This window comes from Streptomyces mobaraensis, from assembly GCF_020099395.1.
Lineage (GTDB): Bacteria > Actinomycetota > Actinomycetes > Streptomycetales > Streptomycetaceae > Streptomyces.
In genome coordinates this window covers 4,902,678-4,925,682 of the sequence record NZ_CP083590.1, presented here as the reverse complement: position 1 = coordinate 4,925,682, position 23,005 = coordinate 4,902,678, and the positions used below count along the sequence as shown (strand labels likewise).

The following is a 23,005-nucleotide window of genomic DNA, read 5'->3' as shown; positions in this document are numbered from 1 at the left end:
CATGCCCGACCATGACATCCGGCGGACCGCCGGCGACGACCACGGCGTCCGTTGGACCACCGGTGACGACCGCGTCCGCTGGAGCGTCGGCGACCCGATCGCCGACACCAAGGCCCCCGACGGCCCGATAGCCGAGCGCTGGGACCGCCGCCGGTTCGAGGCCAGGCTCGTCAACCCGGCCAACCGCCGCAAGCAGACCGTCATCGTCGTTGGCACCGGCCTGGCGGGCGGCGCGGCCGGCGCCACCCTCGCCGAACAGGGCTACCACGTCGTCCAGTTCTGCTACCAGGACTCGCCGCGCCGGGCGCACTCCATCGCCGCACAGGGCGGCATCAACGCGGCGAAGAACTACCGCAACGACGGCGACTCCGTCCACCGCCTCTTCTACGACACCGTCAAGGGCGGCGACTTCCGGGCCCGCGAGTCCAACGTGCACCGCCTCGCCCAGGTCTCCGTCGAGATCATCGACCAGTGCGTGGCACAGGGCGTGCCGTTCGCCCGCGAGTACGGAGGGCTGCTCGACACCCGCTCGTTCGGCGGCGTCCAGGTGTCGCGGACGTTCTACGCCCGCGGTCAGACGGGCCAGCAGCTGCTGCTCGGCGCGTACCAGGCGCTGTCCCGGCAGATCGCGGCCGGGAACGTCGAGATGCACGCGCGCACGGAGATGCTCGACCTGATCGTCGTGGACGGGCGGGCACGCGGCATCGTCGCCCGCGACCTGATCACAGGATCCGTCCGGACGTACGTCGCCGACGCCGTGGTGCTGGCGACGGGCGGCTACGGCAACGTCTTCTACCTCTCGACGAACGCCAAGAACTCCAACGCCACGGCCATCTGGCGGGCGCACCGGCGCGGCGCGTACTTCGCCAACCCGTGCTTCACCCAGATCCACCCCACCTGCATCCCGCGCTCCGGCGACCACCAGTCCAAGCTGACGCTGATGAGCGAGTCGCTGCGCAACGACGGCCGCATCTGGGTGCCGAAGTCGCAGGGCGACACGCGCCCACCGGCGGAGATCCCGGAGGACGAGCGCGACTACTACCTGGAGCGGATCTACCCGTCCTTCGGCAACCTCGTCCCGCGCGACATCGCCTCGCGCGCCGCGAAGAACGTCTGCGACGAGGGGCGCGGCGTCGGCCCCGGCGGGCAGGGCGTCTACCTGGACTTCGCCGACGCGATCCGGCGGATGGGCCGGAAGGCGGTGGAGGCGAAGTACGGCAACCTCTTCGAGATGTACGAGCGGATCACCGCCGAGGACCCGTACGAGGTGCCGATGCGCATCTACCCGGCGATCCACTACACGATGGGCGGTCTGTGGGTCGACTACGACCTCCAGACGACCGTTCCGGGCCTGTTCGCGATCGGCGAGGCCAACTTCTCGGACCACGGCGCCAACCGGCTCGGCGCGTCCGCCCTGATGCAGGGCCTGGCCGACGGCTACTTCGTCCTGCCGTCGACGATCAACGACTACCTGGCCCGGCACCCGCACACCCCCGTCCCGGACGACCACCCGGCGGTGACGGAGGCGGTCGGCGAGGCCACCGACCGCCTCACCCGCCTCCTGTCCGTCGACGGCGACCGGACCCCCGACTCGTTCCACCGCGAACTGGGCGAACTGCTGTGGGACGAGTGCGGCATGGCGCGGACGGAGAGCGGCCTCCGCAAGGCGCTCGACCGCATCCCCTCGCTGCGGGAGGAGTTCTGGCACCGGATCAAGGTCCCCGGGACGGGCGAGGAGCTCAACCAGTCGCTGGAGAAGGCGAACCGGATCGTCGACTACCTGGAACTGGCGGAGCTGATGTGCCTGGACGCGCTGCACCGCGCCGAGTCCTGCGGCGGCCACTTCCGCGAGGAGAGCCAGACGCCGGAGGGCGAGGCGGCGCGCAAGGACGAGGAGTTCTCGTACGCGGCGGCCTGGGAGTTCACGGGCACGGGCGGCCCGCCGGTGCTCCACAAGGAAGCCCTGACCTTCGAATACGTCCACCCCACCCAGCGGAGCTACGCGTGAACCTCACCCTGCGCATCTGGCGCCAGCGCGACGCCGGCTCGCCCGGCGCCATGACCACCTACGAGGTCAGGGGCATCAGCGAGGACATGTCCTTCCTGGAGATGCTCGACCACCTCAACGAGGAGCTGATCCTCGCCGGCGACGAGCCCGTCGCCTTCGACCACGACTGCCGCGAGGGCATCTGCGGCGCCTGCGGCATGGTCATCAACGGCCAGGCCCACGGCCCGGAGCGCACCACGACCTGCCAGCTCCACATGCGCCACTTCACCGACGGCGACACCATCGACGTCGAGCCGTGGCGGGCCGCGGCGTTCCCGGTCGTGAAGGACCTGGTCGTCGACCGCTCCGCGTTCGACCGCATCATCGGCGCCGGCGGCTACGTCTCCGTCCCCACCGGCTCCGCCCCCGAGGCCCACGCCACCCCGGTCCCCAAGCCGACCGCCGACCTCGCCTTCGAACACGCCGAGTGCATAGGCTGCGGCGCCTGCGTGGCCGCCTGCCCCAACGGCTCCGCCATGCTCTTCACCTCCGCGAAGGTCGTCCACCTCAACGTCCTCCCCCAGGGCGCCCCGGAGCGGGAGTCCCGCGTCCTCGACATGATCGGCACCATGGACACAGAGGGCTTCGGCGGCTGCACCAACACGGGCGAATGCGCCACGGCCTGCCCCAAGGGCATCCCCCTGACGGCGATCGGGCGCATGAACCGGGAGTACTTGCGGGCTTCGGTGAAGGGGCGGGGCAAGTAGGGGGCAGGGAGCGGGCCGGTGGGCAGAGCACCGTACGGTGCTCTGCCAATGACGTCACGCCGCCTATCGACCCGGATTCCTGCCCTGGCTGGGGCCGAATTGCGGCAGATGGAAGGGACGGGCAGGCGGTGCGGGGGCCTGCGCGGGGCGGGGCACTTGAGGTTGGGGTCCAGGAGCGCGCGCCCCTGGGGAGGTCAGCCGGGCGGCCTTGGTGATGCTGCTCGGCAGGACGGGTGGTGCGGCGCTTACCGGGGCGGGGCCACTGACCAGTAGCTCACCGTAGGGGCCCTGAGCCGTCGCCTTCCGCTGCGCCTGTCCCTGAGCGAGCGGCTTCTGCTGTGCCACGGGAGTGGCCTGCGCGGACGCCTCCACCAGGGCCTTGGCCGCGTGGTCCCAGGAGTACGCCTTGAGTGCCTCGCGGAGCTTCCTGGCGTTCTCGCGTCGCTGGGGGAGGTCGGCCTTGAGTTCGCTGATGGCTTTGGCCCAGTTCCGCTGCCGGTCGTTCGGGTTCTTCGGCTCGGGGACGATACACGGCTGCCCGATCTCGGGCGGGAACTTCGACTTGTCACCCAGGAACTGCGCGACACCGCTCTCCTGATTCACCAGGACCGGCACTCCGTGCCCTGCCGCCTCCGTGGCCACCAGGCCGAAGCCCTCATGCTTGGACGGCATGATGACCGCGTCGGCGCTGACGATGTCGTTCTTGAGCTCGTTTGCGTCCTTCGTGAAGGGCTTGACGGTGACATTGCCTTTTCCGCCCAGCCGTTCTGCGTCCTCCGCTATCTTGTCGAGCTCCTCGGAGTCGGCGCCGCGTACGGTGAGGTGGACGTCGAAACCCCTCTTGCTCAGGAACTTCACTGCGCGCAGCGCATCATCGACACCCTTCAACGAATCGTCTGTCCGGCCCATCACCAAGAGGTTGAGGCGTCCCTCGTGCGGTCCGCGCTGTACCAGCTCCTCGACCCTCACACCGGGTATGAGCTGGTGCGAGTCGGGCACGTGCTGTCCCGCCGAGGACAGTCGCTCGGCTTCCGCCGTCAGCAGTGGGCCGACGCCCACGACCACGTCCGCCCGATCCATCACCTCGCGCTCGATCCGGGAGTCCCGAGCCGCCTTGGCCTGTGCGTGTGCCGGATCACGTGCGTACTTGACCTCGGCGAGCCGCTCCGGGCTCGTGTGCAGGAAGTGCGCGACCTTCGCGTCCGGATACCAGCGGTCACGCAACTCGGCTGCAGCTGGGCCGGAGAAACGAGAGTGCCCGACGATCAGGTCGAACGGCCGTGTCCTCGGGTCGGGGAGACCATGGGTACGGGGGTCGCGGGTGGACTGGAACTCCATCCAGTCACGGTCCTCCACACCCTCCGGTATCGGGGGGGTGGAGACCATGCGCGCACCCCGGTGAGGCTGCGTGTCAGGGTCGGCAGTGAACAGCGTGACGTCGTGCTCTTTCGCGAGTGCCTCGGTGATGTGCTGATTGAACACCGGAATGCCGCCGCCACCCATACCGCTGATGTCGGAAACGACGAGAATGCGGTAGCGCTTGTCTGCCACGTGTGCCGCCCTCTCAGAATCCGGCGTGTGCACGCAGCTCGCGGCCGATCCCCCAGGTGAGGAACTGGCCCAACTCGTAGGCGTTGTAGTGGATGAGCCCCGCGTTCCGCCCCGGCGTCAGGCGTGCCGCGAATTCGTCGAGGATCTCGGCGAAGACCATGGCGCGCGTAGCGGAGATCACCACATTCTGGGTTTCATCGCGATCCGGGTAGTACTGCCGCTGGTAGTCCTCCGGCGTCCATGGGAGGGAGCCCTTGGCGTTCAGCCCACGCCAGTCGGCGGCATCCTTCTCGAAGGGCACCGGCACCGCTTCCCCCGCGGGACCGGTCACGAGCCCCACGACACCGTGCCGCGCCGGATCAATCTGCTGGTACTCCTCGCGCCACGCGGGCGCCGTCTGCCCGGCCAGCATCATCCGAATATCGGCGCCCGCCACGGCCGCTTCCATCTGCACCGAAAAGTCCAGCGTCCCCTTCAGCTCGTCCTGTGACGGCATCGCTTCCGCCGCGTTCCACGCCGCGCGGCGCAGGGCCTCGAAGCGCTCGGGAAGGTCGGGCAGGTCCGAGACCGGACGGGAGACGGAAGCAATCCAAGACGCATTCCCCGGGTGCGGTGTCGGTGTGGCGATGCCCAGGGGCGCACGCAGGGCGTCCGCGGCCTCATGTGCCACGGCGCAAAGGTCCGCTGCACCGGAGCCGATGGTCACCGCCGGCCGCCCCGGAGCCAGCCGGTAGAACAGCTCCGGGAAGATACCGATCATCGCCAAATACGGGGAAGAGGGGATGATCACACAGGATCCGGGCTCCATGTAGTAGTCCGGGTACGGCTCCCTGCGCTCCACGAGGAATCCCGGGTCGGCGTCGAGTCGCTGTTTCCAGTCCAGCACCGCCTCGTCGAAGGTCAGCGGACGGCCTTCCGGAGCGCGTCGGGAGATCAAGTGCCGCGCCGGATCGGAAGCGTCACCCGGTTGGGGCGAACCAAGAGCTGCTTCGGCGTCCAGCAACACCTGCTCCAACGCCTGCCACGCGGCCCGCCGAGCCGCCGGCCATGTCCATTCCGGATCGTCTTCTTGCCGCCAAGAGGGGCCCTGCTGGGCCCACAGCATTCGCGCCGCCGCTGAGTAGACCTGTTCGTAGGCATCCGCCATATTCAATTGTTCCGTCATCTTTACATCCCTTCAATGAACGGCTCTTGATAGGCCGCCAGAACCAATTTGTCCGTCGGTCGTCACGCGGGAAACTGCTCCACCGCAGGAGTTTCCTTCGGCCGGTGCCCGCCGGCCCGGCAGCCGACGAAGGGGCCGTCGGGATCGCGGAGCGTCTGCATCGTCGGTGCCAAGTAATCCCTATGCCACATCGCCGGTCCGGTCAGTCCTCCATTCGGACCCGTGAGTTCCTGCCAGGCGAGCCACAGGGCATGCAACTGGGCGATCGCTTCCGCGTGTTCCCACCATTGCGGGCACCACGGCGAGCGGGACGTGACCTCCCTGCCATACACGGGGAGGAGCAGACCGCTCACCCAATCCACGAGGCCTTCCATCGCCACCCGCTGCTCCTCGCCCTCCAGACAGAGGATGAAGGGTGCGACCGGGTATGCGTTCTCCGTGGCGAACTCGCTCATGCGGGAAACGTCCCTCCATTCGCCCGCGCGGTCATGGCCTTCACCTCGGCCCGGGCGGCCGCCTGGATGCGGTCGGCTCCCGGCTCCTCGTACCAGGGGCGCAGCCGGATGAGGGCAGGCTTCACACCGGTGGCAAGGAGGAGGGCGGTGCCCTTGGGAAGGGCGCGGATCCGGTCCGCCGGCATCACTCGCTGGAGGCGGGTGGAGGTGGAGCGTGAGCGCGTGCCCGCGCTCTTCGAATAGCTCACCGTGGTGACGTCGTGTTCTCCTACGAGCCTGGAGATCTTCTCGATGAAGTCGGCGTCGTCCAGCCCGGCGCCGAGGAGTTTGACCGTTGCGGCGCCCCACAGCGCGTCCATACCGGCCTCGCCCCACACCCGGCTGCCCTGCCGGTAGCTCTGTAGCAGGGTCACGACGTTGATGCCGCGGGAGCCGAGGTGCGAGTAGAGGTCGGGCAGGTCGGAGATCCTGCAGACGTTCGCGGCCTCGTCGAGTACGGCGGTCATAGGGGGATCGAGGCGCCCGCCCATCCGCTCGGCCGCCCGGACCCCGGCACGCAGGACGGAGTCGGCCACCGCTGCGATGACGCCGGCGGCCGAGCCCCCGCCGTCCTTCGACAACAGGTAGAGCGTGTCCTGGCTTAGCGCGTGCGCCTCGGGACGGAACTGAGGGAGGCGGGGGTCGCGGGTCACCCAGGCGGCGATCTCCGGATCCAGGAGACAAGCCACGCACTGGCGGGCGGTCTCGTAGATGCCGTCCCGCGTTTCGACCGCACCCCTGATCGTGCCCTGCAGCTGCTCCGCGAGGGCCACCATGCCGGCGTCGCGCAACAGGTCGACGGGCGTACGATCCGTCGGGTCGGCCAGCCAGGCCAGAACGTCCGTCACCTGGTACTTCCCGCGGTTCGCGGCGTGGAACAGCGCGGTGAGCGTGTTCTGTGCGGCGGAGATCCAGAAGTCCCGCTTGGACGCGTCGTCGTTGACCGCTCCCACGAAGTGGCCGGCCAGCCTGCGGGCCCCTTCGATCGTGGCGGCGTCGGCGAGCATGTCCCACCACATCTCGCGGGGGGTGTGCGCGATGCCCTGCGGATCGAACGTCCAGACCGTGCCGGCGCGCGCCCGCTCGGCCTTGGTGACGCTGTAGACGTCCGCCTTGTTCGACGTGAGCAGCACGGCCCCGCGCGCCCGTAGGACTCGGGGAACGGCGATGCCCGTCGACTTGCCGGCCCGGGGGGCCATCAGGTCGAGTTCGACGTCCTCGAAGGAGGAGCGCAGCTCCGGGCCGTTCGGTTCCAGGTTGCCCAGGAGGTTGCCGGTGTCGTCGGGGTCAAGGCGTTTGAGCCCGGCCAGCGCCGGCCGTAGCTGCCTGGCCCGTTCAGCCGCACCCTTGGGCAACATACCCGCCAGTTCATGCCGGCCCGCCAGACCGGCCGGCTTCTTCCCGCGCTTGCTCAGCACACGCACGGTGCCCCATCCGACACCGGCGAACAGCAGGACCGTCAGGGTCCAGAAGAGCCAGGCGGGCGGGGCCGGCGAGTAGGCCGCGCCGGGGCCCTGGACGATGGCGAGGACGGCCGTGGTGGCCGGGTCGTCGTGCACCCACCTCGGCCGGCCTCGCCCGGACAGCAGCGCTGCCAGAGGTGCTGTGAGCAGAGTGCAGGCCAGCGCCGCGGCGCCGATGAGAATCAGTGCGGGAGCCAGGAGGGAATCAGCGTCCGCTCGGGAGGGGCGCGGGCTGCCGTGGGGTGGCACGGTCAGATCACCATCCGCTCATCGGTCTCGAAGAGTTTGCGCTCGGTGTGGGAGAGCATGAGCTGGACGGCGTGGGAGCCGCCGCCGCGGCCGACCTTCCACAGAGCGCGACCGCGTTGTCCGGCTCCCCAGGAGCCGATGAGGTCGCATTCGGCATCGGTGAGGCCGATGGCTTCGCGGGTCAGGTTCAGCGGTTTGGTGTCCTGGGCGAGTTGGATGCGGGTTTCGCAGGAGGCGATGAGGTCCTTGGCGATGGCGACGGCCTCGCTGCCGGCTGAGCCGACGGCTTCGAAGTCGGACAGGCGGTGGGTGGCCAGCAGCTGGATGGTGCCGGTGGCGCGGGAGAGGCGGAGGTCGGCGTCGATCTTGCGGACCATGGCGGCGCCGCCGGAGCGCATCTGCCGCCACAGCTCGTCCCGGACCACGATCCAGGGACGTTCACCGGGGCGGTCGATGGCGCTCTGGGCCCAGGAGGAGACACAGGTGAGGACCATGGCGACGGTCTCGTCGCCGTACTGTTCCAGGGCGGAGATATCGACGGACTGGATGGGGGCCTGCCAGTCCAGGCCAATGCTGGTCTGCTGGTCGAACAGGCCGCCAAGGTGGCCGGTGATCATGCCGCCGAGGGCGGAGCGAAGGGAGGTCATCTGTTCGCGGGCGAGCTGGACGTCGTCGCCGCGGACGCGCAGTTCGCGGGCCATCGCGTCGGTGGGGTCCTTCAGCCGTTCGTAGACCAGCGGGAGGGTGGGCACGCTGAGGGTGCTCTGGCCGTGGAGTTCGCCGGTGACCTCGCGGACGGCGATGTCCAGGCACTCCTCTTCCTGCGGTTTCAGGGTGCGCTTGAGCTGGAGCTCCAGCAGCGCTTTGAGCAGGGTGAGACGGCGGCGGTGGATCTCTTGGAGCCGAGTCTTCAACTCCGGGCCTCTGATCTTCTCCAGGCCGTGGCCGAGCGGGCCGGCGTCCAGCGGGTTGAGCCGGCCGGTCAGGCCGGGACCGAGGCGAACGGGTTCGACCCCGAGGTGCTCGCACAGGGCCCGGTACTCGCCCTTGACGTCTCCGGCGATCAGGGTGCGGTGGCCGAGGGCCATCAGGCGGAAGCACAACGCCTTGATGTGCGCCGACTTCCCGGACCCGGGGATGCCGGTGATCATCACGTTGGGGTTGGTGCACAGGCCCTCGCGCACCCAGGCGGCCGGATGTGCGGAGAACGCCTGCATGGTCAGGGTGTTCCAGCCCATGTAGACGCCGATCGGCGGCAGAGAGGCGGCGTGCAGGAAGGGGTAGATGCCGCTGGCCCGCTCGGTGTCGGCGCGCACCACCTCGACCTTGGCCAGGGACGCGGCCCGGCCGGCGAACGGTCCGGACCAACCGCGTTTGGGGGCCACGCGCATGGCGGCCGCCGGATCCTCCAGCAGGCGCGAGCGCCGCAGGTCGCGGGCGGAGACCTTGGTCTTCGCCGGGGACGTCTCGGCGGGCGCGTCGAAGAGGTCGGAGATGGTGGCGGCCTTGAGGGAGGTGTCGTCCCTCCTTCGGGAGAACAGCGCCATCAGATGCCCACCCTTCGGTCCGGAAGGCCCTGGCCGAGCGGGAGGGCGGCGACGGCGAACGCGGCGTCCTGCGCGCCCCACACCCGGCGGATCTCCAGGCCGGCGTCGGAGGCGTCGGCCTGGAGCTCGGCGCAGGCGGTCTCCAGCTGGTCGAGGCTGGTCACGGTGACGGCGATCAGACAGGTCAGGCGGACCACACCGTGGCCGGACGCGCGGGCGATGTCCTGGGCGCGGGCGGTCATCGCCTCACGGCGCTCGTCCTCCGACTCCGCCCGGCCGGTCTTCGCGCGCAGCTTGCGGGCGGTGTCGCGCTTGGTCTTCTCGCGGGCGAGTTCCTGCCGGGCCTTGGCCGGGCCGATCGGCTCGTAGACGAGGGAGAGCGAGCGGCGGGCGTTCTGCCGCGGGCGCAGCAGGGGCTGGAGGAAGGTGGCGTAGACCTCGCTGCGGGGGAAGGCGCGGACCTGGTAGGTGACGGTCCAGGCGCCGTCGTGCCGGTACAGGCCCCAGCCGGTCTCGGTCGCGGCCGGTCCGGCGAGTTCGGGGTCGACGCCGCGCTCGGCGCCCGACCAGGCCGGGTCTTCGGCCGCGGTGTTGCGGGCGGCGAGGGCGAGTTGGGCCTCGGGGTCATAGGAGGTGCGGATCGCCTGGGCGACGCCGCGGGGGGTGAGCCACTCCACGACCTGAAGGCCCGCGCTGGAGAGGGAGCCCTGCATCGCGTGGATTTCGCGCACCAGGACGGCGGCTGCGCCGATCTGTCCGCCGCCGGCGCCCTTGATGGCCAGCCTCGCGCGCGAGGAGGAGAGGGTCAGGGCCAGGTAGGTCTCGCGGATCGTCGCGGTCGGGCCGGCGCCTTCCATCAGCTCGCCCAGTGCCTGGACGGCCGCGGGCGGTGCCTCGTCGGCGGTGTGGCGCTCCGTCCACGACCGCAGGGCCGCGCCGTCGTCGGGAAGAGAGCGCTGGTGGACGCTGATCCGGGTGATCGCGCCGCCCTCCTTGCACTGGGAGCGCAGGAAGGCGCCCCAGGCGCGTACGCGGGCGTTCTGCCGGTCGGTGTCGACCAGCGCCAGGCCGGGAAAGGTGACCCGGCAGATGGCGGTGTAGGTGCCGTCGACCGGGTTGTGCATGACGCCGAGGGTGCCCCCCAGGCCGTCGGGGGCTTCCAGCAGGTGCAGGCGCGCCAGCACCCCGGGCAGGTCCATGGGCTGTTCGCCGTCCTTGGTGCGGGGGGCGAAGACGCCGGAGAGGAAGATGTTGCGGTTCGTGGCCACGGCGATCTGGTGCCTTACTGCGAGGACGATCCACTCGTCCGCGCTCAGCCCCAGCACCCGCCCGAAGGCGAGCAGGATCAGCAGCGCGGCGAGGGGGAGGAAGACCAGGGCGGCGCCCCAGCTGTGCTGGTAGAGCGGGATGAGGGCGACCACGCAGGCGCCGGCCACCAGGGTGAAGCCGATGCCGCTGAGGTTGCCCATGAAACCCGAACGCTCGGATTGCCAGCCGCTGAAGGTGTGCGGTGTGGACATCAGGCGTCACCTCCCTGGGCGGGGGCCGTCGCGGTCTGGCTCGGCGGCGGCGTCGACTCCGGCCGCGGCGACGCGGGCGGAGTCGACTGGGCGGTGACGGCCGGCGGCGGGGGTTCGCTCTCGGTCCTGAGCGAACCGGAGGCCGGCGGGGCGGACTCACCGCCACCGCCACCACCGCCGGTGCGCGGGGGTACGACGACGTGGCGGCCGCCGCCCTGGCCTCCCTGGTCGAGCCCGGCGTGCGCCGCCGCACTGGCGAATCCGCTTTCGACGGTGTCCTTGCCGAGCGCGGCGAGCTGGACACCGAGCCCCACAGCGGCGCCGACCTGGGTTCCGACACCGGCGCCGCCGGTGCCCTTCGAGCCCGCCTTGCCGACGCCGCCCTTCCAGAAGCCGCCGCCCTGTCCGCCGGTATTCCCGGACCCGGCGTTCCCGCCGCCGCCCGAGCCGAAGCCGGCGGTCGCCATGTTGTCCCCCTCCAGGGCCCGGGTGTAGCTGCTGCCGCCGCCGACGGTTCCCGGCCCGGCGAGCGCGGGCTGGTTCCCGCCGAACATCGACGACGCGCTCGACCCGAGGGAACTGATCATCCCGGAGGCCATGGCAGCGCCGGCTCCGACGGTGGTGAAGGTGATGAACTTCGCTATCGCCGGCCAGGCGAAGCCGGAGATGATGAAGATGACCAGGCCGACGAGGATGTTCTGAATTCCCGTGCTGTTTCCCATCGCGGAGAAGCCGATGGAGAAGCAGATGACGATCACGGGCTTCATCAGGATCAGCGCGATGAGAGCGTTACGGGCCTTGGGCCACCACTCCTTGGTCGAGTCCTGCATCTGCCCGGCCAGAGCGATCGGCATCATGGTGACCAGCACCATGATCGCCGCCTGGCGGATGAGCATCTCCATCCACAGCATGCCGATGGCCAGGATCGACAGGATGCCGAGCACGATGACCGCGCCGACGGAGTGCGCCACGATGCCGCCGTTGCCGACCAGGGCAGCCCCACCGCCGCCGGCACCCGTGCCACCGACCATGCCGAGGAACAGCTTGCCCAGCTGCACTTCCATGGCCTTCTTCGCGTCTTCGCTGCCGTCCTCGACCGTCATCTCGATCATCGAGGTACTGAAGGTGTCACACCAGCTGAGAGCCGTCTGGGTGCACAGCCAGTAAGTGCCGGTGATAAAGCCCCACTTCGCCAGCCCGGTAATCGCCGTCGCAAGTGGCCCTCCCTGCTGGGAGATACCCACCTTGCCGAACTGAATCAGAAGCAGGAAGGCGGCAACGAGAGCGGAGACCCCCATCATGATCTCAGTCGGCCGCGTGATCCCCGTCTGCTTCAGATTGATCCTCGAAGCATGATCGAAGAACGAGGCGAACTGTTGCAGCAGCCACACCACGGCCTCACCGATGACCGCCGCGACCTCCTTGAGCGCCTTGAACGCCAGCTCGGATATCTTCCCGGCCACCCAGTCGAACGGCGTAGTAGCCTTCGCGAACTTGTAGTCCATTTCCGACTTGCATTTTTCGAATATCTTACCGTCCTTCTCCACGCACTTGGTCATGAAGTCGTTGAGCTTCTTGTACTCGTCCGGCGGGGTGTGCTTCTCCGCACCCGTACGCCACCGCCTCAGCGCAACGAGCTCCTTCTCCTCCTTCTCCTTGTCGGTAGGGTCCGGCTTCTCTTCGACGCCGCAGATGGTGTCCCCCGGGAAGTCCTCCGGGCAGCGCTTCTGGGGGCGACAGCTGTGTTCTTGGCCGGGGTGCTTCTCCTCCCAGAGGTCTGCCGCTTCGAGATCGCAGTACTCTCGCTCTTTATTGACGCCGATTCGGGTGTTCTTCTTCACCAGCCAGTCCGGATACGGATCCGGAGGGCCGGCACTTTTATCCGCTGCCGCTGCGAACGAAACCAAGAAGGCCAGCATCATCATGGCCACACTGAAAGCCGCGCCAAAGCGCGCCAGAAACCTACTCAACGTCGACCAGTCTCCAGTCATCCGCCCACGCGTATCTGCTGTCCGGATCCCACGCCCTTGGGTAGGAGGTCTTCTCGACGTACTGCGGCTCTTCGGTGAGCTTCCAGTCGTCGCCTTCCCACTTGTAGAAGACGTGCGTGGTCTGGTCCTTCAACGGGTCTTCATCATTTGGCTTGCCCGGCAAGGTGGCGTATTGGTCATAGGCCATCCACACTTCGAGGACGTCGCCGTCGTCGGTTACGCTGCGCACCCGCGCAGCTTTCACCTGGGTGGTGAAGGTGACGCCGGCAGGGGTCCCGCCGGAGGGCGGAAGCCCAGCGGCTTCACGTGTCTTGCGCACTTTGGAGACGTACTTGTCGACGCTTTCCTTGGAGTCCCGCGACACAATGGCTTCCATCTGGCGTCGCGCGATCGAGTCGTCGAGGATGTCCAGCTCCTGCTGGTGGCGGACCGCCGCCATCAACCCCCCGATGTGCCCCCGGTGGAAGCCGACGCTGACGCCGTCTTTCACCCCCCGACTTCGGGGGATTCTGAGGTGACGAGATGTGGCAGGAGTCCAGTTACCCGAGCGGCCCATCACAAGCCGCGAAGGCGACGGCGACGGGCTAGTGGGTGCCTTCGCAGCCGAAGGGCTCTCTTTCTGGCTGTTTTCGCCTCCGCCGGTCAGCAGCAGGATGCCGCCGACGAGGAGCGCGACGACGGCGACCCCGATGACCAACAGACGTATGCGGGCCCTGCGGGCGTTCTTTTGGTAGTCCACCGGGGCGCTCACTTGCCCATGTTGTAGAACATCATCACCAGGCCGCTGGTGACGGAGATCCCCAGGCCGGCTATGAGGCTCCACAGGATGGCCTGCTTGCCGCGGGCCGCCAGGCCGGCGCGTTCGGAGTTGTGGCCGATGGCCACGCAGCCCCAGCCGGTGAGTCCTCCGAGCACCGCCAGGGCCAGGCCCAGACCGGCCGTCCATCCGAGGATCTTGCTGGTGGGGTCCTTGAGTTTGTCCGGCACGGTGGGCTGGAAGTCCGGAACAGGTCCGTCGGCAAGGTATGTGACGGCGTGGTGCAGAAGCTGGCTCATGCCGCTCCTTCAAGTGCGGAGGGAACAGGGTCGATTGAGCGGGCAGCGGTGAGGGCTGCCGGAACGGGTGCCGGCGGCAGGGGGTCACCCCAGGCCGTCTTCGCGGCGTCGAGGACCCGCTGAGCCAGCTCGGCGCCGGCCTGGACCGTTCGGGCCTTGAGCCGGCCTATGTTGCGCAGGCCACTGACGCGGATCTGCGGATCCCACGGCACGGTGACGACGGCCGCCACCCGGCCCTGGAGCATGGTGATGGCCGCGCGTACGGATGCGGGCAGGCGGCCGTCGGCGAGGCAGACCAGTGCGACGACCGTGCGCTGGAGCGGAAGACCTTCGGCGAGAGCGGCCTGCACGGCGGTCTGGAGCGCTTGGACGCCGTCACCGTTGGCCGCCGCGCACAGCACGGGAACGGCGAACGGCAGTCCGCACCAGGCCGCCGTGGTTCCCGACCGGCCTTCGCACCGGGCAGTCACGATGTCGTGGGCCACGGCGTGCCCGGTGTCGGCCACTACCGCCTGCCAGCCGCCGATGGCCGCCAGCTGGTACCAGGCCGCGGGGTCGGTGGGCAACGACAGCGGCGGGCAGCTCCAGTCCTGATGGTCGGTAAGCACCTGCCATTCCCCGGCAGGTCCCTGGCAGCGCGAGGCGGCTTCGCGCACCTGACGGCGCGACAGGGGCAGGTCGGGAGGCAGGGCCGGCAGACCTCCGCCGGGAGCGGAGACCCACGTCGGCCAGGGCGAGGACAACCGCGGGACGGTGTCGAGCACGGCCGCGGTGCCCACCGCGGCCAGGGAGCCGGCCAGAAGGCCCGCCACTGCGGACCGGCCACTGCCCCCGACCGCCGACATTACGGGTAAGGCCACACGGACGTGAGTCGGCAGCGGAACGAGAATCGTTTTCCTGCCCAAAGCTCCCCCGGCATTGCAACCGTATTCTCTCGGCCAAACCTTGAGGTGCATTTCTAGCAGGAGTCCTTGGTAGAGCCAAATGCTTTGCTGAACGCAAGCGGCACGTACGGTCACCTGCTGTCAGCCTGCGCGCCTTTTTGTCCAGGTGCGTCGCCTCTATGATTTTTGACGGTTAAATCCCTTAGTTCAGATATGGGATTGTATGCCGCTACCCACGGTACTGGAGTGATTGACGGTGCGACTTGAGGCCGACCATCCTTGGCCTGAGCTTGCGGCGTAACGATCCGGCGAGGAACGGAATCTTCGCGCCACCGAGAACGAGGGGGGAGCTTGAACCTAAAGAAGGTTCTGATATCCGGGATCGCGCTACTGGTCGTCAGCCCGCTTGCCATCGGCCTGGGATTGTTGTTTTTTGTCGCCACTTTTCTCGATGATAACGAGGGGGGAGACTACAACCTTGCCTCCAACACCCTGAAGGTAGGAAAGGGGGGCGTCCCCCCTCAATATGCACCCCTTATCGAGAAAGCCGCGAACGCCTGCGACGCCGGCCTGCCCGCCTCCATTCTCGCCGCCCAGCTCTGGGCCGAAAGCGATTTCAGTCCGAAGGAAGAATCAAAGGCGCACGCTAAGGGGATCGCACAGTTCATCGACAGTACATGGGCAATAGAAGGAGTGGACGGCAACGGCGACGGGGTGAAAAACGTATTCGACCCGGAGGATGCCATCCCCGCCCAGGGGAGAATGATGTGCCGACTCCTCACGGAGTTCAAGAAGCACCCTGAATACAATGGCAGCCCCATCGAGCTGGCGCTGGCTGCATACAACGCGGGACCGGGAGCCGTCTACGACCACAAGGGTGTGCCTGGCCCATCGTTCTCCGGTGGCGAAACGTACCGGTATGTCAGGGACATCATGGCGAATGCGTCGCGGTTCGTCGGCTCGGTGGGAACGAGTGAAAATCCCGCGCAGAAGGCGCGGCAAGCGGTCGAGTGGGCGCTGAAACAGCGCGGTGGCTGGTACCAGCTCGGCGGGGACTGCACCGACCCACTGGGGAGCGATTCGGGTAAGTGGTGCGACTGTTCGTCACTCATGCAGCAGGCGTACAAAAAAGTAGGTGTCGACATACCCCGGACCACCTGGGACCAGGTCAAGATCGGCCACCAGGTCGATATTGATCACCCGGCTCCAGGCGACCTCGTTTTCAATCCTGGATATGACGGTTCGGATGCCTTGCCGGGCCACGTCGGCATGTACATCGGAGATGGAAAGATCGTCGAAGCGCCTCACACCGGCGCTCAGATTCGCGTGGTCTCCTACGACAGTTGGCGCCACTCCACCACCCCGATCACCCGCATCAGCAAGGTGGTCCGCGTCGTAGAAGCCGACACCGCCCCCGGTAACTGGCAGCGGCCTGTGCACAGTTCTATCGGGACCCCGTACCACCAGGCGGGCGGGATGTGGTCCAGCGGCTACCACACCGGCGTGGACTTCGTCGTTCCCTCCGGCACGCCCATCCACGCCATCGGCCCCGGCACGGTCGTCTCCGCCGGGCCGGGCGGGGCGTACGGCAACCAGGTGATCATCAAGCATGAGGACGGCATGTACAGCCAGTACGCCCACATGACCCGGGTCGAGGTGTCCGCCGGTCAGACGGTCCGAGGCGGCCAGGAGATCGGCATATCGGGCGCTACCGGCAACGTCAGCGGCCCCCACCTCCACATGGAGGTCCGCACGGGCCCCGCATACGGCAGCGACGTCGACCCCGTGGCCTATATGCGGCGCAAGGGCATCGACATCTGACCCCATGGCCGACGAGCACGAAGGCGCCCACCAACACGCGAGGACATCATGAACGACGAACACCTTCTCTTCCGGCCCTGGGGAACCGCGACCCACGAGTTCTGGCAGAGCGACCCGCCAGAACAGCTCAGCGGGGCCGGCCGGGAGGAGAGTGCCCCTCTCCCAACCCGGCAGGCACCGAGCTCGGACGTGGCTGAAGCATCCCGGGCCGAGCCCGTCAACAGCCGCCGCGAAGCCGCATCACCGCCTCCGCCTCCCGAGAGCTACCGCGAACGCATCGCGGCCATCGCTGCTGCCTTCGCAAACCCGCAGGACCTGCCCCGTCTACATGCGGCGAGTGTGGAGGCGGAGCGGGTCGACCAGGAGTTCACCGCCATATACGGAGACAAGCACTCCCACACGATTCAGATCCGTGAGCTGCGCGGGTGGGTCGCGCATCTGTTGGGCAGGTCCGAGGATGCCGCCCGTTGGTACCTGCACACTGCCGGCCTCCAGTTCCATGTCCGCGGAGCCGACGACCCTCTGACCCAAACCTCCGCGCGGCGGGCGGTCGAGCACTGGCGGGGGATTCGCGACGCACAGGCCCAGCGGTCCGTCGGAGCGGAGCTGTCCACCCTGCTGGCTGCCGTCATGGGCGAGAGCAGCGAGCCCTACCGCATGGTCCGCTCGGTCCTCGATGACGTGCCCTCGACGCAGAGTTCCTGACCAAGTAGGCCGGGGTCATGGCCGGCGTGCCGGCCAACCCACATGCGGAGGCGTTGCGTTCCTCGCGGAGCGACGGGCCGCGCGCCTCAGAGGATCCGGCCCGGAAGTCCATGGGCGGAGCGGGGGCCTGCGTGCGCGGGTACGGGAAAGAAGGGGCGGTTTACGCGTACCCCGGTTTGCTAGGGCTGCTCGCCCCTTCGGGCGGCGGGCGGGGGCGCTTAGCATGGGGGGATGAGTGAGCTGCTGCCGGTCTCCGGCGATGACGGGTCCGTGCGCGCCTCGCATGCCGAGCGGGACGCGGTCGTGGAGCGGTTGAACGAGGCGGCGGCCGAGGGGCGGCTGGACTTCGCCGAGCTGGACGAGCGGGTGGAGCGGGCGCTCGGCGCGCGGACGCATGGCGAACTCGCCGCGCTCACGGCCGACCTGCCCGTCCTGCCGGGCGCCGACCCCGCCAAGCCGCTGACGCTCAAGGGCGGCTTCCACGGCGCGAAGCGCGAAGGGCACTGGCAAGTGCCCGCGCGGATCGTCGCCCACGGCGGCATGGGCGGCGTCATCCTCGACTTCACCGCGGCCGAGTGCCGGCTGCCGGAGGTCGCGGTGGAGGCGGAGGGCGGCATGGGCGGCGTCGTGCTCATCATCCCCGAGGGCTGGGGCGTGAACACCGACGGCATGGAGGGCGGGGTCAAGGACAAGACCGCGACCACCCCTCGCCTTCCCGGCACCCCGCTGATCCGCGTCAGCGGAACGCCCGGCATGGCGGGCGTCGTCGTCCGCCACCCCAAGCGGCGCGAACTGCGGCGGAGCAAGCGGCGCGCGGAGCTGACGCAGGGCTGACGCAGGGCTGAGGCCGGGCTGAGGCCGGGCTGAGGCCGGGTATGGCGCGCGGAGTCGTTCCGGTTGACCGGACGAGCGGCGATGTGAGCTCTGCGGCGTCTCCGAGCGGCCGCGCGTCTCCTTGGGCCGTGCGTCTCCGAGCCGCCGGCAGGCAAGGCCGGGAACCCGGGCCCTCTCCCGCACGACTCCCTTGAAGTCCACTGATCGTCAAGGGGGTTGGTTCGGATGACTTCGGCAGTACAGCCGACGCGTCGCGGGGTGCTGGGGGCGGCGGGCGCGGGGGCTCTCGCCATGGGGCTCACCGGGGCGGGCGGTTCGGCGGGCGGCTCGGCCGCCGCCGTCTCGTCGTACCGGAGCGGCCGGGGCGACCGGGGGGACCAGGGCAACCGGAGCGACCGCGGCGATGGCCATCCGGTGGACGGCGGCCGCGGCAGAACGGTCGCGATCCTGCTCTACGACGGCTTCACCGCGCTGGACGCGGTCGGCCCCTACGAGATGCTCTGCCGCCTGCCCGGCGTGCGCGTCGTCACCGTCGCCCACCGCCCGGGCCCCGTGCGCACGGACACCGGGCAGCTCGCCCTGACCGCCGAGCGGGCCCTCACGGACGTACGCCGCGCCGACGTCCTCCTCGTTCCCGGCGGCGGCAACCGCGGCACCGTCGCCGCCATGGAGGACCGGGCGGTCCTGAACTGGGTCCGCCTTCTGCACCGCCGTACGACGTGGACCACCTCCGTCTGCACCGGCTCGCTGATCCTCGGCTCCGCCGGGCTGCTGAAGGGGCTGCCCGCGACGACGTACTGGGCCTCCCGCCCGTACCTGGCGAAGCTCGGCGCCGTCTGGACGCCCGGCCGCTTCGTCGAGACGGGCCGGATCATCACGGCGGCCGGCGTCTCGGCCGGCCTCGACATGGGTCTCCACCTCGTCGCCCGCCTCTGCGACGACGCCACCGCCCGGGCGACGCAGCTCGCCGTCGAGTACGACCCGCACCCGCCGTTCGACTCCGGCAGCCCCGAGAAGGCGGACGAGACGACGCGGCGGCTCGCGCTCGAACTGATCGACGACGCGGCGGTCCCGGCGGCCTGAGCGGACCTGCCGTGTCAGAGCGGACCTGACCGGACCTGACTGGGCCTGACCGGGTCACGGACGCCTCAGGGGCAGATGTGGCCCATGGGGCGGCGGCCGATGACGGCGATGCCGTGGACCGGGTCCTTGCCCGCACAGAAGTTGACATCGGGACCGCCGTTGCGGGTGGGAGTGCACGACAGGCCGACCGGAGTATCCGGGTTCTGCAGGTGGACGCCGAGGGGCTGGAGGACGGACGCCACGTCGGCGTCCCGCGCGGTACCGACGCTCCGGCAGCGCATGGGCGTCGTGGAACCGTCGGCCGCGAGCGCCTCCCCGGCGACGACGGCGGGCGGGAACAGGACGAGAGCTGCGGCGGCCGAGAGGCCGGCGAGGCAGCCGGCGGTCATCTTCTTCTTCAGGATCTTCGGGTCCACGGGAGTCCTTCGAGCGGCGGCTGGGGTTGACGCGTTCCTCGTTCAACCGTTGCTCCGCCGATGGGGAAACAACCCGTCTGTGCGCGGGAACCACCCGATGGGGTAAACCCCTCGGCGCCAGTCCCCCGGGACCGCCTCCCCGCATTTTCACCATAGAGCCGGGAGGGGGAGTTGCCGCAAGACCCCGGCCACGCCGCAGAATCGGTCGCCCCGGCCGCGTCCGCCGGCCGGAACGTGTACGAGCGACGGGGGGCATTCGCGATGCGCGTACTGCTGTCGACCATCGGGACGCGGGGCGAGGTGCAGCCGATGGTGGCCCTGGCCACCGCCTTCCGGACGCTCGGCGCGGAGGCGCGCCTGTGCGTGCCGCCGGACTTCGGGGAGTGGGTGGAGGGGCTGGGGTTCCCCGTGGTGCCCATCGGTCCCGCGTTGCGCGGCACCGCGTCCGGGGGCGGTTTCCGGCCCACGCCCGAGCGGCTGCGGGAACTGGCGGAGGGCACGGTCGTCACGCAGTTCGCCACGCTGCCGGAAGCGGCCCGGGGCTGCGACGCCGTCGTGGCGGGCGGGGGACTGCAGATCGCCGCCCGCTCGGTGGCGGAAGCGGCCGGCATCCGCTACGTCCACGTCTCGTACTGCCCGGTGACCCTCCCCTCCCCGCACCACGCCCCTCCCCCACTGGCCCTCCAGGACAGGCCGCTCGCCCCGGACACCGCCGACCGCCACGCCCTCTGGGCCGAGGACGCCGCCCACGTCAACGCCACCTTCCGCGCCGCCCTCAACTCCGGGCGGGCGACGGCGTCCGGCCGTGCGACGGCGTACGGTCTGCCGCCGGTCGATGACGTACGCGGCCACATGCTCGGCGACGAGCCGTGGCTCGCCGCCGATCCGGTGCTGGGGCCGTGGCCCGGCGGGGACGTCCTGGGTACGCCGGGCCCGCCCTGGCAGCCGGGCGCCTGGCTGCTTCCCGACGACACCCCGCTCTCCCCCGCCCTGGAGGACTTCCTCGCCTCCGGCGAACCCCCCGTCCACTTCGGTTTCGGCAGCATCCGCGCCACCCCCGGCCTCCCCGAGGCGATGATCGGCGCGGCCCGCGCGGTCGGCCGGCGGGCGCTCGTCTCGCGCGGCTGGGCCGGGCTGTCCCTCGTGGACGACGCCCCGGACTGCCTCCTCGTCGGCGACGTCAACCAGCGCGCCCTGTTCCCGCGCGTCGCGGCCGTCGTCCACCACGGCGGCGCGGGGACGACCACGGCCGCCGCGTCGTCCGGGGTGCCCCAGGTCGTCGCCCCGCAGATGTACGACCAGCACTACTGGGCCCGCCGCGTCCACGAACTCGGCGTCGGCGCCGCACACCCGGCCACCCCGCCGACCGCCGACTCCCTCACCGCCGCCCTCCGGTACGCCCTCCACCCCGGCACGGCCGCCCGCGCCCGTACCGTCGCCGCCACGATCCGCACGGACGGCGCCCGGCGCGCGGCGGAACGTCTGGTGGCGGGGGTGGGGTGAGGGGGCCGATGGACGCCCGGGGGGACGAGCGGGCGTCCGAGACCAGTGGCCGTCCGGGACCGGGCTCGTTTCCGGCTCGCCCTTCGGCCCGTTACCCCCTTCCCGACCGAAAGCATGACGTAAAGAATCACGGCATGTACGTGACATCCCTCACGAGACCTCCGGCCCCCCTCGCGCGCCGCCTCGGCGCCCTGGTGCTGGCCGGGGTCCTCGCCTGCGCACTGCTCCTCGCTGGTGGCGGCCCCGCGGCCGCCGCCGACCCCGACACCCACCGCCTGGCCACCTGGAACATGCAGGTCGGAAGCGACCGTTGGGGCGGCGTACGGACGCTCTCGCGCTCCTTCGACGTCGTCGCCCTCCAGGAGGTCCCCGCCTCCCCGCCCGGCGGCGCGCGCCTGATCAGCCGGAACGGCAACCTCCATTCGTACCGGTGGGACCTCGGCCGCGGGCAGGTCCGCTACCTGCACGTGCTCATCCAGCCCTCCCGCAACCTGGGCCTCGTCACCTCGTTCTACCCGGACTCCGTCCGCGAACTGAGAGGCGGCTACCGCTCGGCGCTCGCCGCCGTACGCCGCGAGGACCGGACGGTCTTCGCCTCCGTCCACGCCGCGTCCAACGGCGGACGCCCCAACGACGCGGCCGGCCTGATCCGCCGCGTCGCCCGGTACGCCTCAGGCAGCGGCATCGCCAACTGGGTCGTGCTCGGCGACTTCAACCGCTCCCCGCAGGCCGTCGCCCACGACGGCGTCCCGCAGAACACCCGCATCTACAACAGCGGTCAGGCCACGCAGCAGAACGGCAACGAGCTCGACTTCGCCGCCTCCAACATCAACACGCAGAACTGGCACGCCACCGTGAACCCCAACTACGGCAGCGACCACTGGCCGGTCGGCTTCTCCACCCTGCGGGCGTCGGGAAGCCCGCGCGACCTGACGATCCACGCGGACAACAGCGACCGCCTCCTGGACGTCTACAACGGCCGCAACGCCAACGGCAGCCACGTGATCATCTACCACGCCAACGGCGGCGCCAACCAGCGCTGGCGCCTGCTGCCCGTCGGGCGCCCGGGCGACTCCGGGCAGCCGCTGTACCGCCTCCAGAGCGTCAGCAGCGGCAAATGCCTGGACGTCAACCGGGGCCAGCGGAGCCGCAACGGCGACTACCTGAACATCTGGGACTGCCACGGCCCCAACGGCGAACCCGACCCGGGCGGCTACCAGCACGACACCCAGAACTTCACCCTGGAACACCCCGAGTGGCGCTTCCCCAACCTCACCGTGCTGCGCGACAACGGCACCCACCAATTCGTGAACGTCGACCGCAACCGCACCGGTGACGGCACCTGGCTGATCCAGTGGCCGTACCAGCGGAACGGCGACGGCACGCCGGTCATCAACGAGTCGTTCTACCTCCACCCGCGCTTCTGAGCGCGGCCCGCCCCACGGGCAAGGGGGAGGCGCCGGCCACGAGGGAGCGGCCGACGCCTTCTCCGCCTCCTCCGCCGCCGTCCCGCCGGGCGCGCAGCACGCCCGTCCCCGACGCGGACGCCGTCGGCCCGGACACCGCCCGGCCCGGCACCTCGCGCCACAGCGCCGCGTACGCCGTGAACCGCCGCACGCCGCAACGGCAGCAGGTCGCGACCCCGCTCCGCGCCACCACCCACGCCCCGGGCGCGTGCCCGCACCCCTTCGCCACCATCAGTGCACCCACCGGTGATGCCGCCCCATCGCGACGATCCAGCCCTGCGCGGCGACCCGGTCCCCCTGCCGGGAGGCGGCGTAATACGCCTCCCGGATCCGCCGGCACTCGACACAGGGCGCGGGGCGGCGGGACGCCGGGGGCGGGGGCGGCGGGAGGGCGGCTTCGGGCATGGGGGTACCCCTTCCGGAGGTCAATTACCTGGTGTGGTCTCAGGGTTGCGCTCAGCGAGTACGCTCCGGAAGAGGAGCAGCCATAACTCCGCGAGAGT

21 protein-coding genes are annotated in these 23,005 nt (G+C 70.0%); 8 read left to right on the top strand and 13 right to left on the bottom strand.

Features of this window, described 5'->3' with window-relative positions; all coding sequences use genetic code 11:
• Position 1 precedes the first annotated feature (1 nt).
• Positions 2-2,008, top strand: a complete 2,007-nt coding sequence (locus tag K7I03_RS21530) for a fumarate reductase/succinate dehydrogenase flavoprotein subunit (RefSeq protein WP_221903425.1) — start codon at positions 2-4, stop codon at positions 2,006-2,008.
• A complete protein-coding gene (locus K7I03_RS21525) occupies positions 2,005-2,754 on the top strand; it encodes a succinate dehydrogenase/fumarate reductase iron-sulfur subunit (protein ID WP_185944902.1) in 750 nt (249 codons plus the stop codon). Before K7I03_RS21530 ends, K7I03_RS21525 begins: the two co-directional genes overlap by 4 nt.
• 63 nt (positions 2,755-2,817) lie before the next feature.
• Here the strand turns inward: K7I03_RS21525 and K7I03_RS21520 are convergent, their stop codons facing one another.
• The 10 genes from K7I03_RS21520 to K7I03_RS21475 form a co-directional block, all read right to left on the bottom strand.
• Positions 2,818-4,305 carry a glycosyltransferase family 4 protein gene (locus K7I03_RS21520; RefSeq protein ID WP_185944901.1) on the bottom strand — a complete coding sequence of 496 codons (1,488 nt, stop codon included), beginning with the start codon at positions 4,303-4,305 and terminating at the stop codon, positions 2,818-2,820.
• A gap of 13 nt (positions 4,306-4,318) precedes the next feature.
• Entirely contained in the window at positions 4,319-5,470 is a 1,152-nt protein-coding gene (locus tag K7I03_RS21515) for a hypothetical protein (RefSeq protein WP_185944900.1), read from the bottom strand.
• A 62-nt stretch (positions 5,471-5,532) separates the two neighbouring features.
• Positions 5,533-5,925: a DUF4913 domain-containing protein gene (locus tag K7I03_RS21510; protein WP_185944899.1), complete on the bottom strand. Its 393-nt coding sequence runs from the start codon at positions 5,923-5,925 to the stop codon at positions 5,533-5,535.
• Complete coding sequence (locus K7I03_RS21505; protein WP_185944979.1) at positions 5,922-7,625, bottom strand: type IV secretory system conjugative DNA transfer family protein; 1,704 nt, start codon at positions 7,623-7,625, stop codon at positions 5,922-5,924. The genes K7I03_RS21510 and K7I03_RS21505 overlap by 4 nt, the downstream gene beginning before the upstream one ends.
• 53 nt (positions 7,626-7,678) lie before the next feature.
• Positions 7,679-9,223 carry a TraC family protein gene (locus K7I03_RS21500; RefSeq protein ID WP_185944898.1) on the bottom strand — a complete coding sequence of 515 codons (1,545 nt, stop codon included), beginning with the start codon at positions 9,221-9,223 and terminating at the stop codon, positions 7,679-7,681.
• Positions 9,223-10,743, bottom strand: coding sequence for an SCO6880 family protein (locus K7I03_RS21495; protein ID WP_185944897.1), 1,521 nt, complete (start codon positions 10,741-10,743; stop codon positions 9,223-9,225). Before K7I03_RS21495 ends, K7I03_RS21500 begins: the two co-directional genes overlap by 1 nt.
• Positions 10,743-12,668 carry a hypothetical protein gene (locus tag K7I03_RS33870; RefSeq protein WP_185944896.1) on the bottom strand — a complete coding sequence of 642 codons (1,926 nt, stop codon included), beginning with the start codon at positions 12,666-12,668 and terminating at the stop codon, positions 10,743-10,745. The genes K7I03_RS21495 and K7I03_RS33870 overlap by 1 nt, the downstream gene beginning before the upstream one ends.
• Before the next feature lie 37 nt (positions 12,669-12,705).
• A complete protein-coding gene (locus K7I03_RS21485; protein ID WP_224347143.1) occupies positions 12,706-13,485 on the bottom strand; it encodes a hypothetical protein in 780 nt (259 codons plus the stop codon).
• Complete coding sequence (locus K7I03_RS21480) at positions 13,482-13,790, bottom strand: hypothetical protein (RefSeq protein WP_185944895.1); 309 nt, start codon at positions 13,788-13,790, stop codon at positions 13,482-13,484. The genes K7I03_RS21485 and K7I03_RS21480 overlap by 4 nt, the downstream gene beginning before the upstream one ends.
• Positions 13,787-14,398 (bottom strand): hypothetical protein, encoded by a 612-nt coding sequence (locus tag K7I03_RS21475; RefSeq protein ID WP_224347142.1) that lies wholly within the window; start codon positions 14,396-14,398, stop codon positions 13,787-13,789. The genes K7I03_RS21480 and K7I03_RS21475 overlap by 4 nt, the downstream gene beginning before the upstream one ends.
• Before the next feature lie 627 nt (positions 14,399-15,025).
• On the opposite strand from K7I03_RS21475, the gene K7I03_RS34090 reads away from it, so the two are divergent.
• The 4 genes from K7I03_RS34090 (at position 15,026) to K7I03_RS21450 (ending at position 19,117) form a co-directional block, all read left to right on the top strand.
• Positions 15,026-16,495, top strand: a complete 1,470-nt coding sequence (locus tag K7I03_RS34090) for a peptidoglycan DD-metalloendopeptidase family protein (RefSeq protein ID WP_274390178.1) — start codon at positions 15,026-15,028, stop codon at positions 16,493-16,495.
• 48 nt (positions 16,496-16,543) lie between these two features.
• Positions 16,544-17,200, top strand: a complete 657-nt coding sequence (locus K7I03_RS21460) for a hypothetical protein (RefSeq protein WP_185944894.1) — start codon at positions 16,544-16,546, stop codon at positions 17,198-17,200.
• 231 nt (positions 17,201-17,431) lie between these two features.
• Complete coding sequence (locus K7I03_RS21455) at positions 17,432-18,034, top strand: DUF1707 SHOCT-like domain-containing protein (RefSeq protein WP_185944893.1); 603 nt, start codon at positions 17,432-17,434, stop codon at positions 18,032-18,034.
• Between the two features lie 225 nt (positions 18,035-18,259).
• A complete protein-coding gene (locus K7I03_RS21450) occupies positions 18,260-19,117 on the top strand; it encodes a DJ-1/PfpI family protein (RefSeq protein WP_221903424.1) in 858 nt (285 codons plus the stop codon).
• A 65-nt stretch (positions 19,118-19,182) separates the two neighbouring features.
• Here K7I03_RS21450 and K7I03_RS21445 read toward each other — a convergent pair whose 3' ends face one another.
• Positions 19,183-19,533 (bottom strand): hydrophobin family protein, encoded by a 351-nt coding sequence (locus tag K7I03_RS21445; protein WP_185944892.1) that lies wholly within the window; start codon positions 19,531-19,533, stop codon positions 19,183-19,185.
• Positions 19,534-19,794: 261 nt separating this feature from the next.
• Here K7I03_RS21445 and K7I03_RS21440 point away from each other — a divergent pair, with 261 nt between their 5' ends.
• Complete coding sequence (locus K7I03_RS21440; RefSeq protein ID WP_185944891.1) at positions 19,795-21,036, top strand: glycosyltransferase; 1,242 nt, start codon at positions 19,795-19,797, stop codon at positions 21,034-21,036.
• 134 nt (positions 21,037-21,170) lie between these two features.
• A complete protein-coding gene (locus K7I03_RS21435) occupies positions 21,171-22,463 on the top strand; it encodes an RICIN domain-containing protein (RefSeq protein ID WP_185944890.1) in 1,293 nt (430 codons plus the stop codon).
• Here the strand turns inward: K7I03_RS21435 and K7I03_RS34370 are convergent.
• Positions 22,429-22,734 (bottom strand): DUF6255 family natural product biosynthesis protein, encoded by a 306-nt coding sequence (locus K7I03_RS34370; RefSeq protein WP_224347496.1) that lies wholly within the window; start codon positions 22,732-22,734, stop codon positions 22,429-22,431. The two genes, K7I03_RS21435 and K7I03_RS34370, sit on opposite strands and share 35 nt — an antisense overlap.
• Entirely contained in the window at positions 22,734-22,907 is a 174-nt protein-coding gene (locus tag K7I03_RS21425) for a hypothetical protein (RefSeq protein WP_185944889.1), read from the bottom strand. The genes K7I03_RS34370 and K7I03_RS21425 overlap by 1 nt, the downstream gene beginning before the upstream one ends.
• Positions 22,908-23,005: the final 98 nt, after the last annotated feature.

Excerpts from the sequence above, each read along its gene's own strand:
- K7I03_RS33870 (WP_185944896.1), bottom strand. The coding sequence starts at position 12,668 with ATGATGATGCTGGCCTTCTTGGTTTCGTTCGCAGCGGCAGCGGATAAA.
- K7I03_RS34370 (WP_224347496.1), bottom strand. The coding sequence starts at position 22,734 with ATGGTGGCGAAGGGGTGCGGGCACGCGCCCGGGGCGTGGGTGGTGGCG.
- K7I03_RS21440 (WP_185944891.1), top strand. The coding sequence starts at position 19,795 with ATGCGCGTACTGCTGTCGACCATCGGGACGCGGGGCGAGGTGCAGCCG.
- K7I03_RS21455 (WP_185944893.1), top strand. The coding sequence starts at position 17,432 with ATGAGTGAGCTGCTGCCGGTCTCCGGCGATGACGGGTCCGTGCGCGCC.
- K7I03_RS21460 (WP_185944894.1), top strand. The coding sequence starts at position 16,544 with ATGAACGACGAACACCTTCTCTTCCGGCCCTGGGGAACCGCGACCCAC.
- K7I03_RS21510 (WP_185944899.1), bottom strand. The coding sequence starts at position 5,925 with ATGAGCGAGTTCGCCACGGAGAACGCATACCCGGTCGCACCCTTCATC.
- K7I03_RS21435 (WP_185944890.1), top strand. The coding sequence starts at position 21,171 with ATGTACGTGACATCCCTCACGAGACCTCCGGCCCCCCTCGCGCGCCGC.
- K7I03_RS21480 (WP_185944895.1), bottom strand. The coding sequence starts at position 13,790 with ATGAGCCAGCTTCTGCACCACGCCGTCACATACCTTGCCGACGGACCT.
- K7I03_RS21515 (WP_185944900.1), bottom strand. The coding sequence starts at position 5,470 with ATGACGGAACAATTGAATATGGCGGATGCCTACGAACAGGTCTACTCA.
- K7I03_RS21530 (WP_221903425.1), top strand. The coding sequence starts at position 2 with ATGCCCGACCATGACATCCGGCGGACCGCCGGCGACGACCACGGCGTC.
- K7I03_RS21450 (WP_221903424.1), top strand. The coding sequence starts at position 18,260 with ATGACTTCGGCAGTACAGCCGACGCGTCGCGGGGTGCTGGGGGCGGCG.
- K7I03_RS21500 (WP_185944898.1), bottom strand. The coding sequence starts at position 9,223 with ATGGCGCTGTTCTCCCGAAGGAGGGACGACACCTCCCTCAAGGCCGCC.
- K7I03_RS21495 (WP_185944897.1), bottom strand. The coding sequence starts at position 10,743 with ATGTCCACACCGCACACCTTCAGCGGCTGGCAATCCGAGCGTTCGGGT.
- K7I03_RS21425 (WP_185944889.1), bottom strand. The coding sequence starts at position 22,907 with ATGCCCGAAGCCGCCCTCCCGCCGCCCCCGCCCCCGGCGTCCCGCCGC.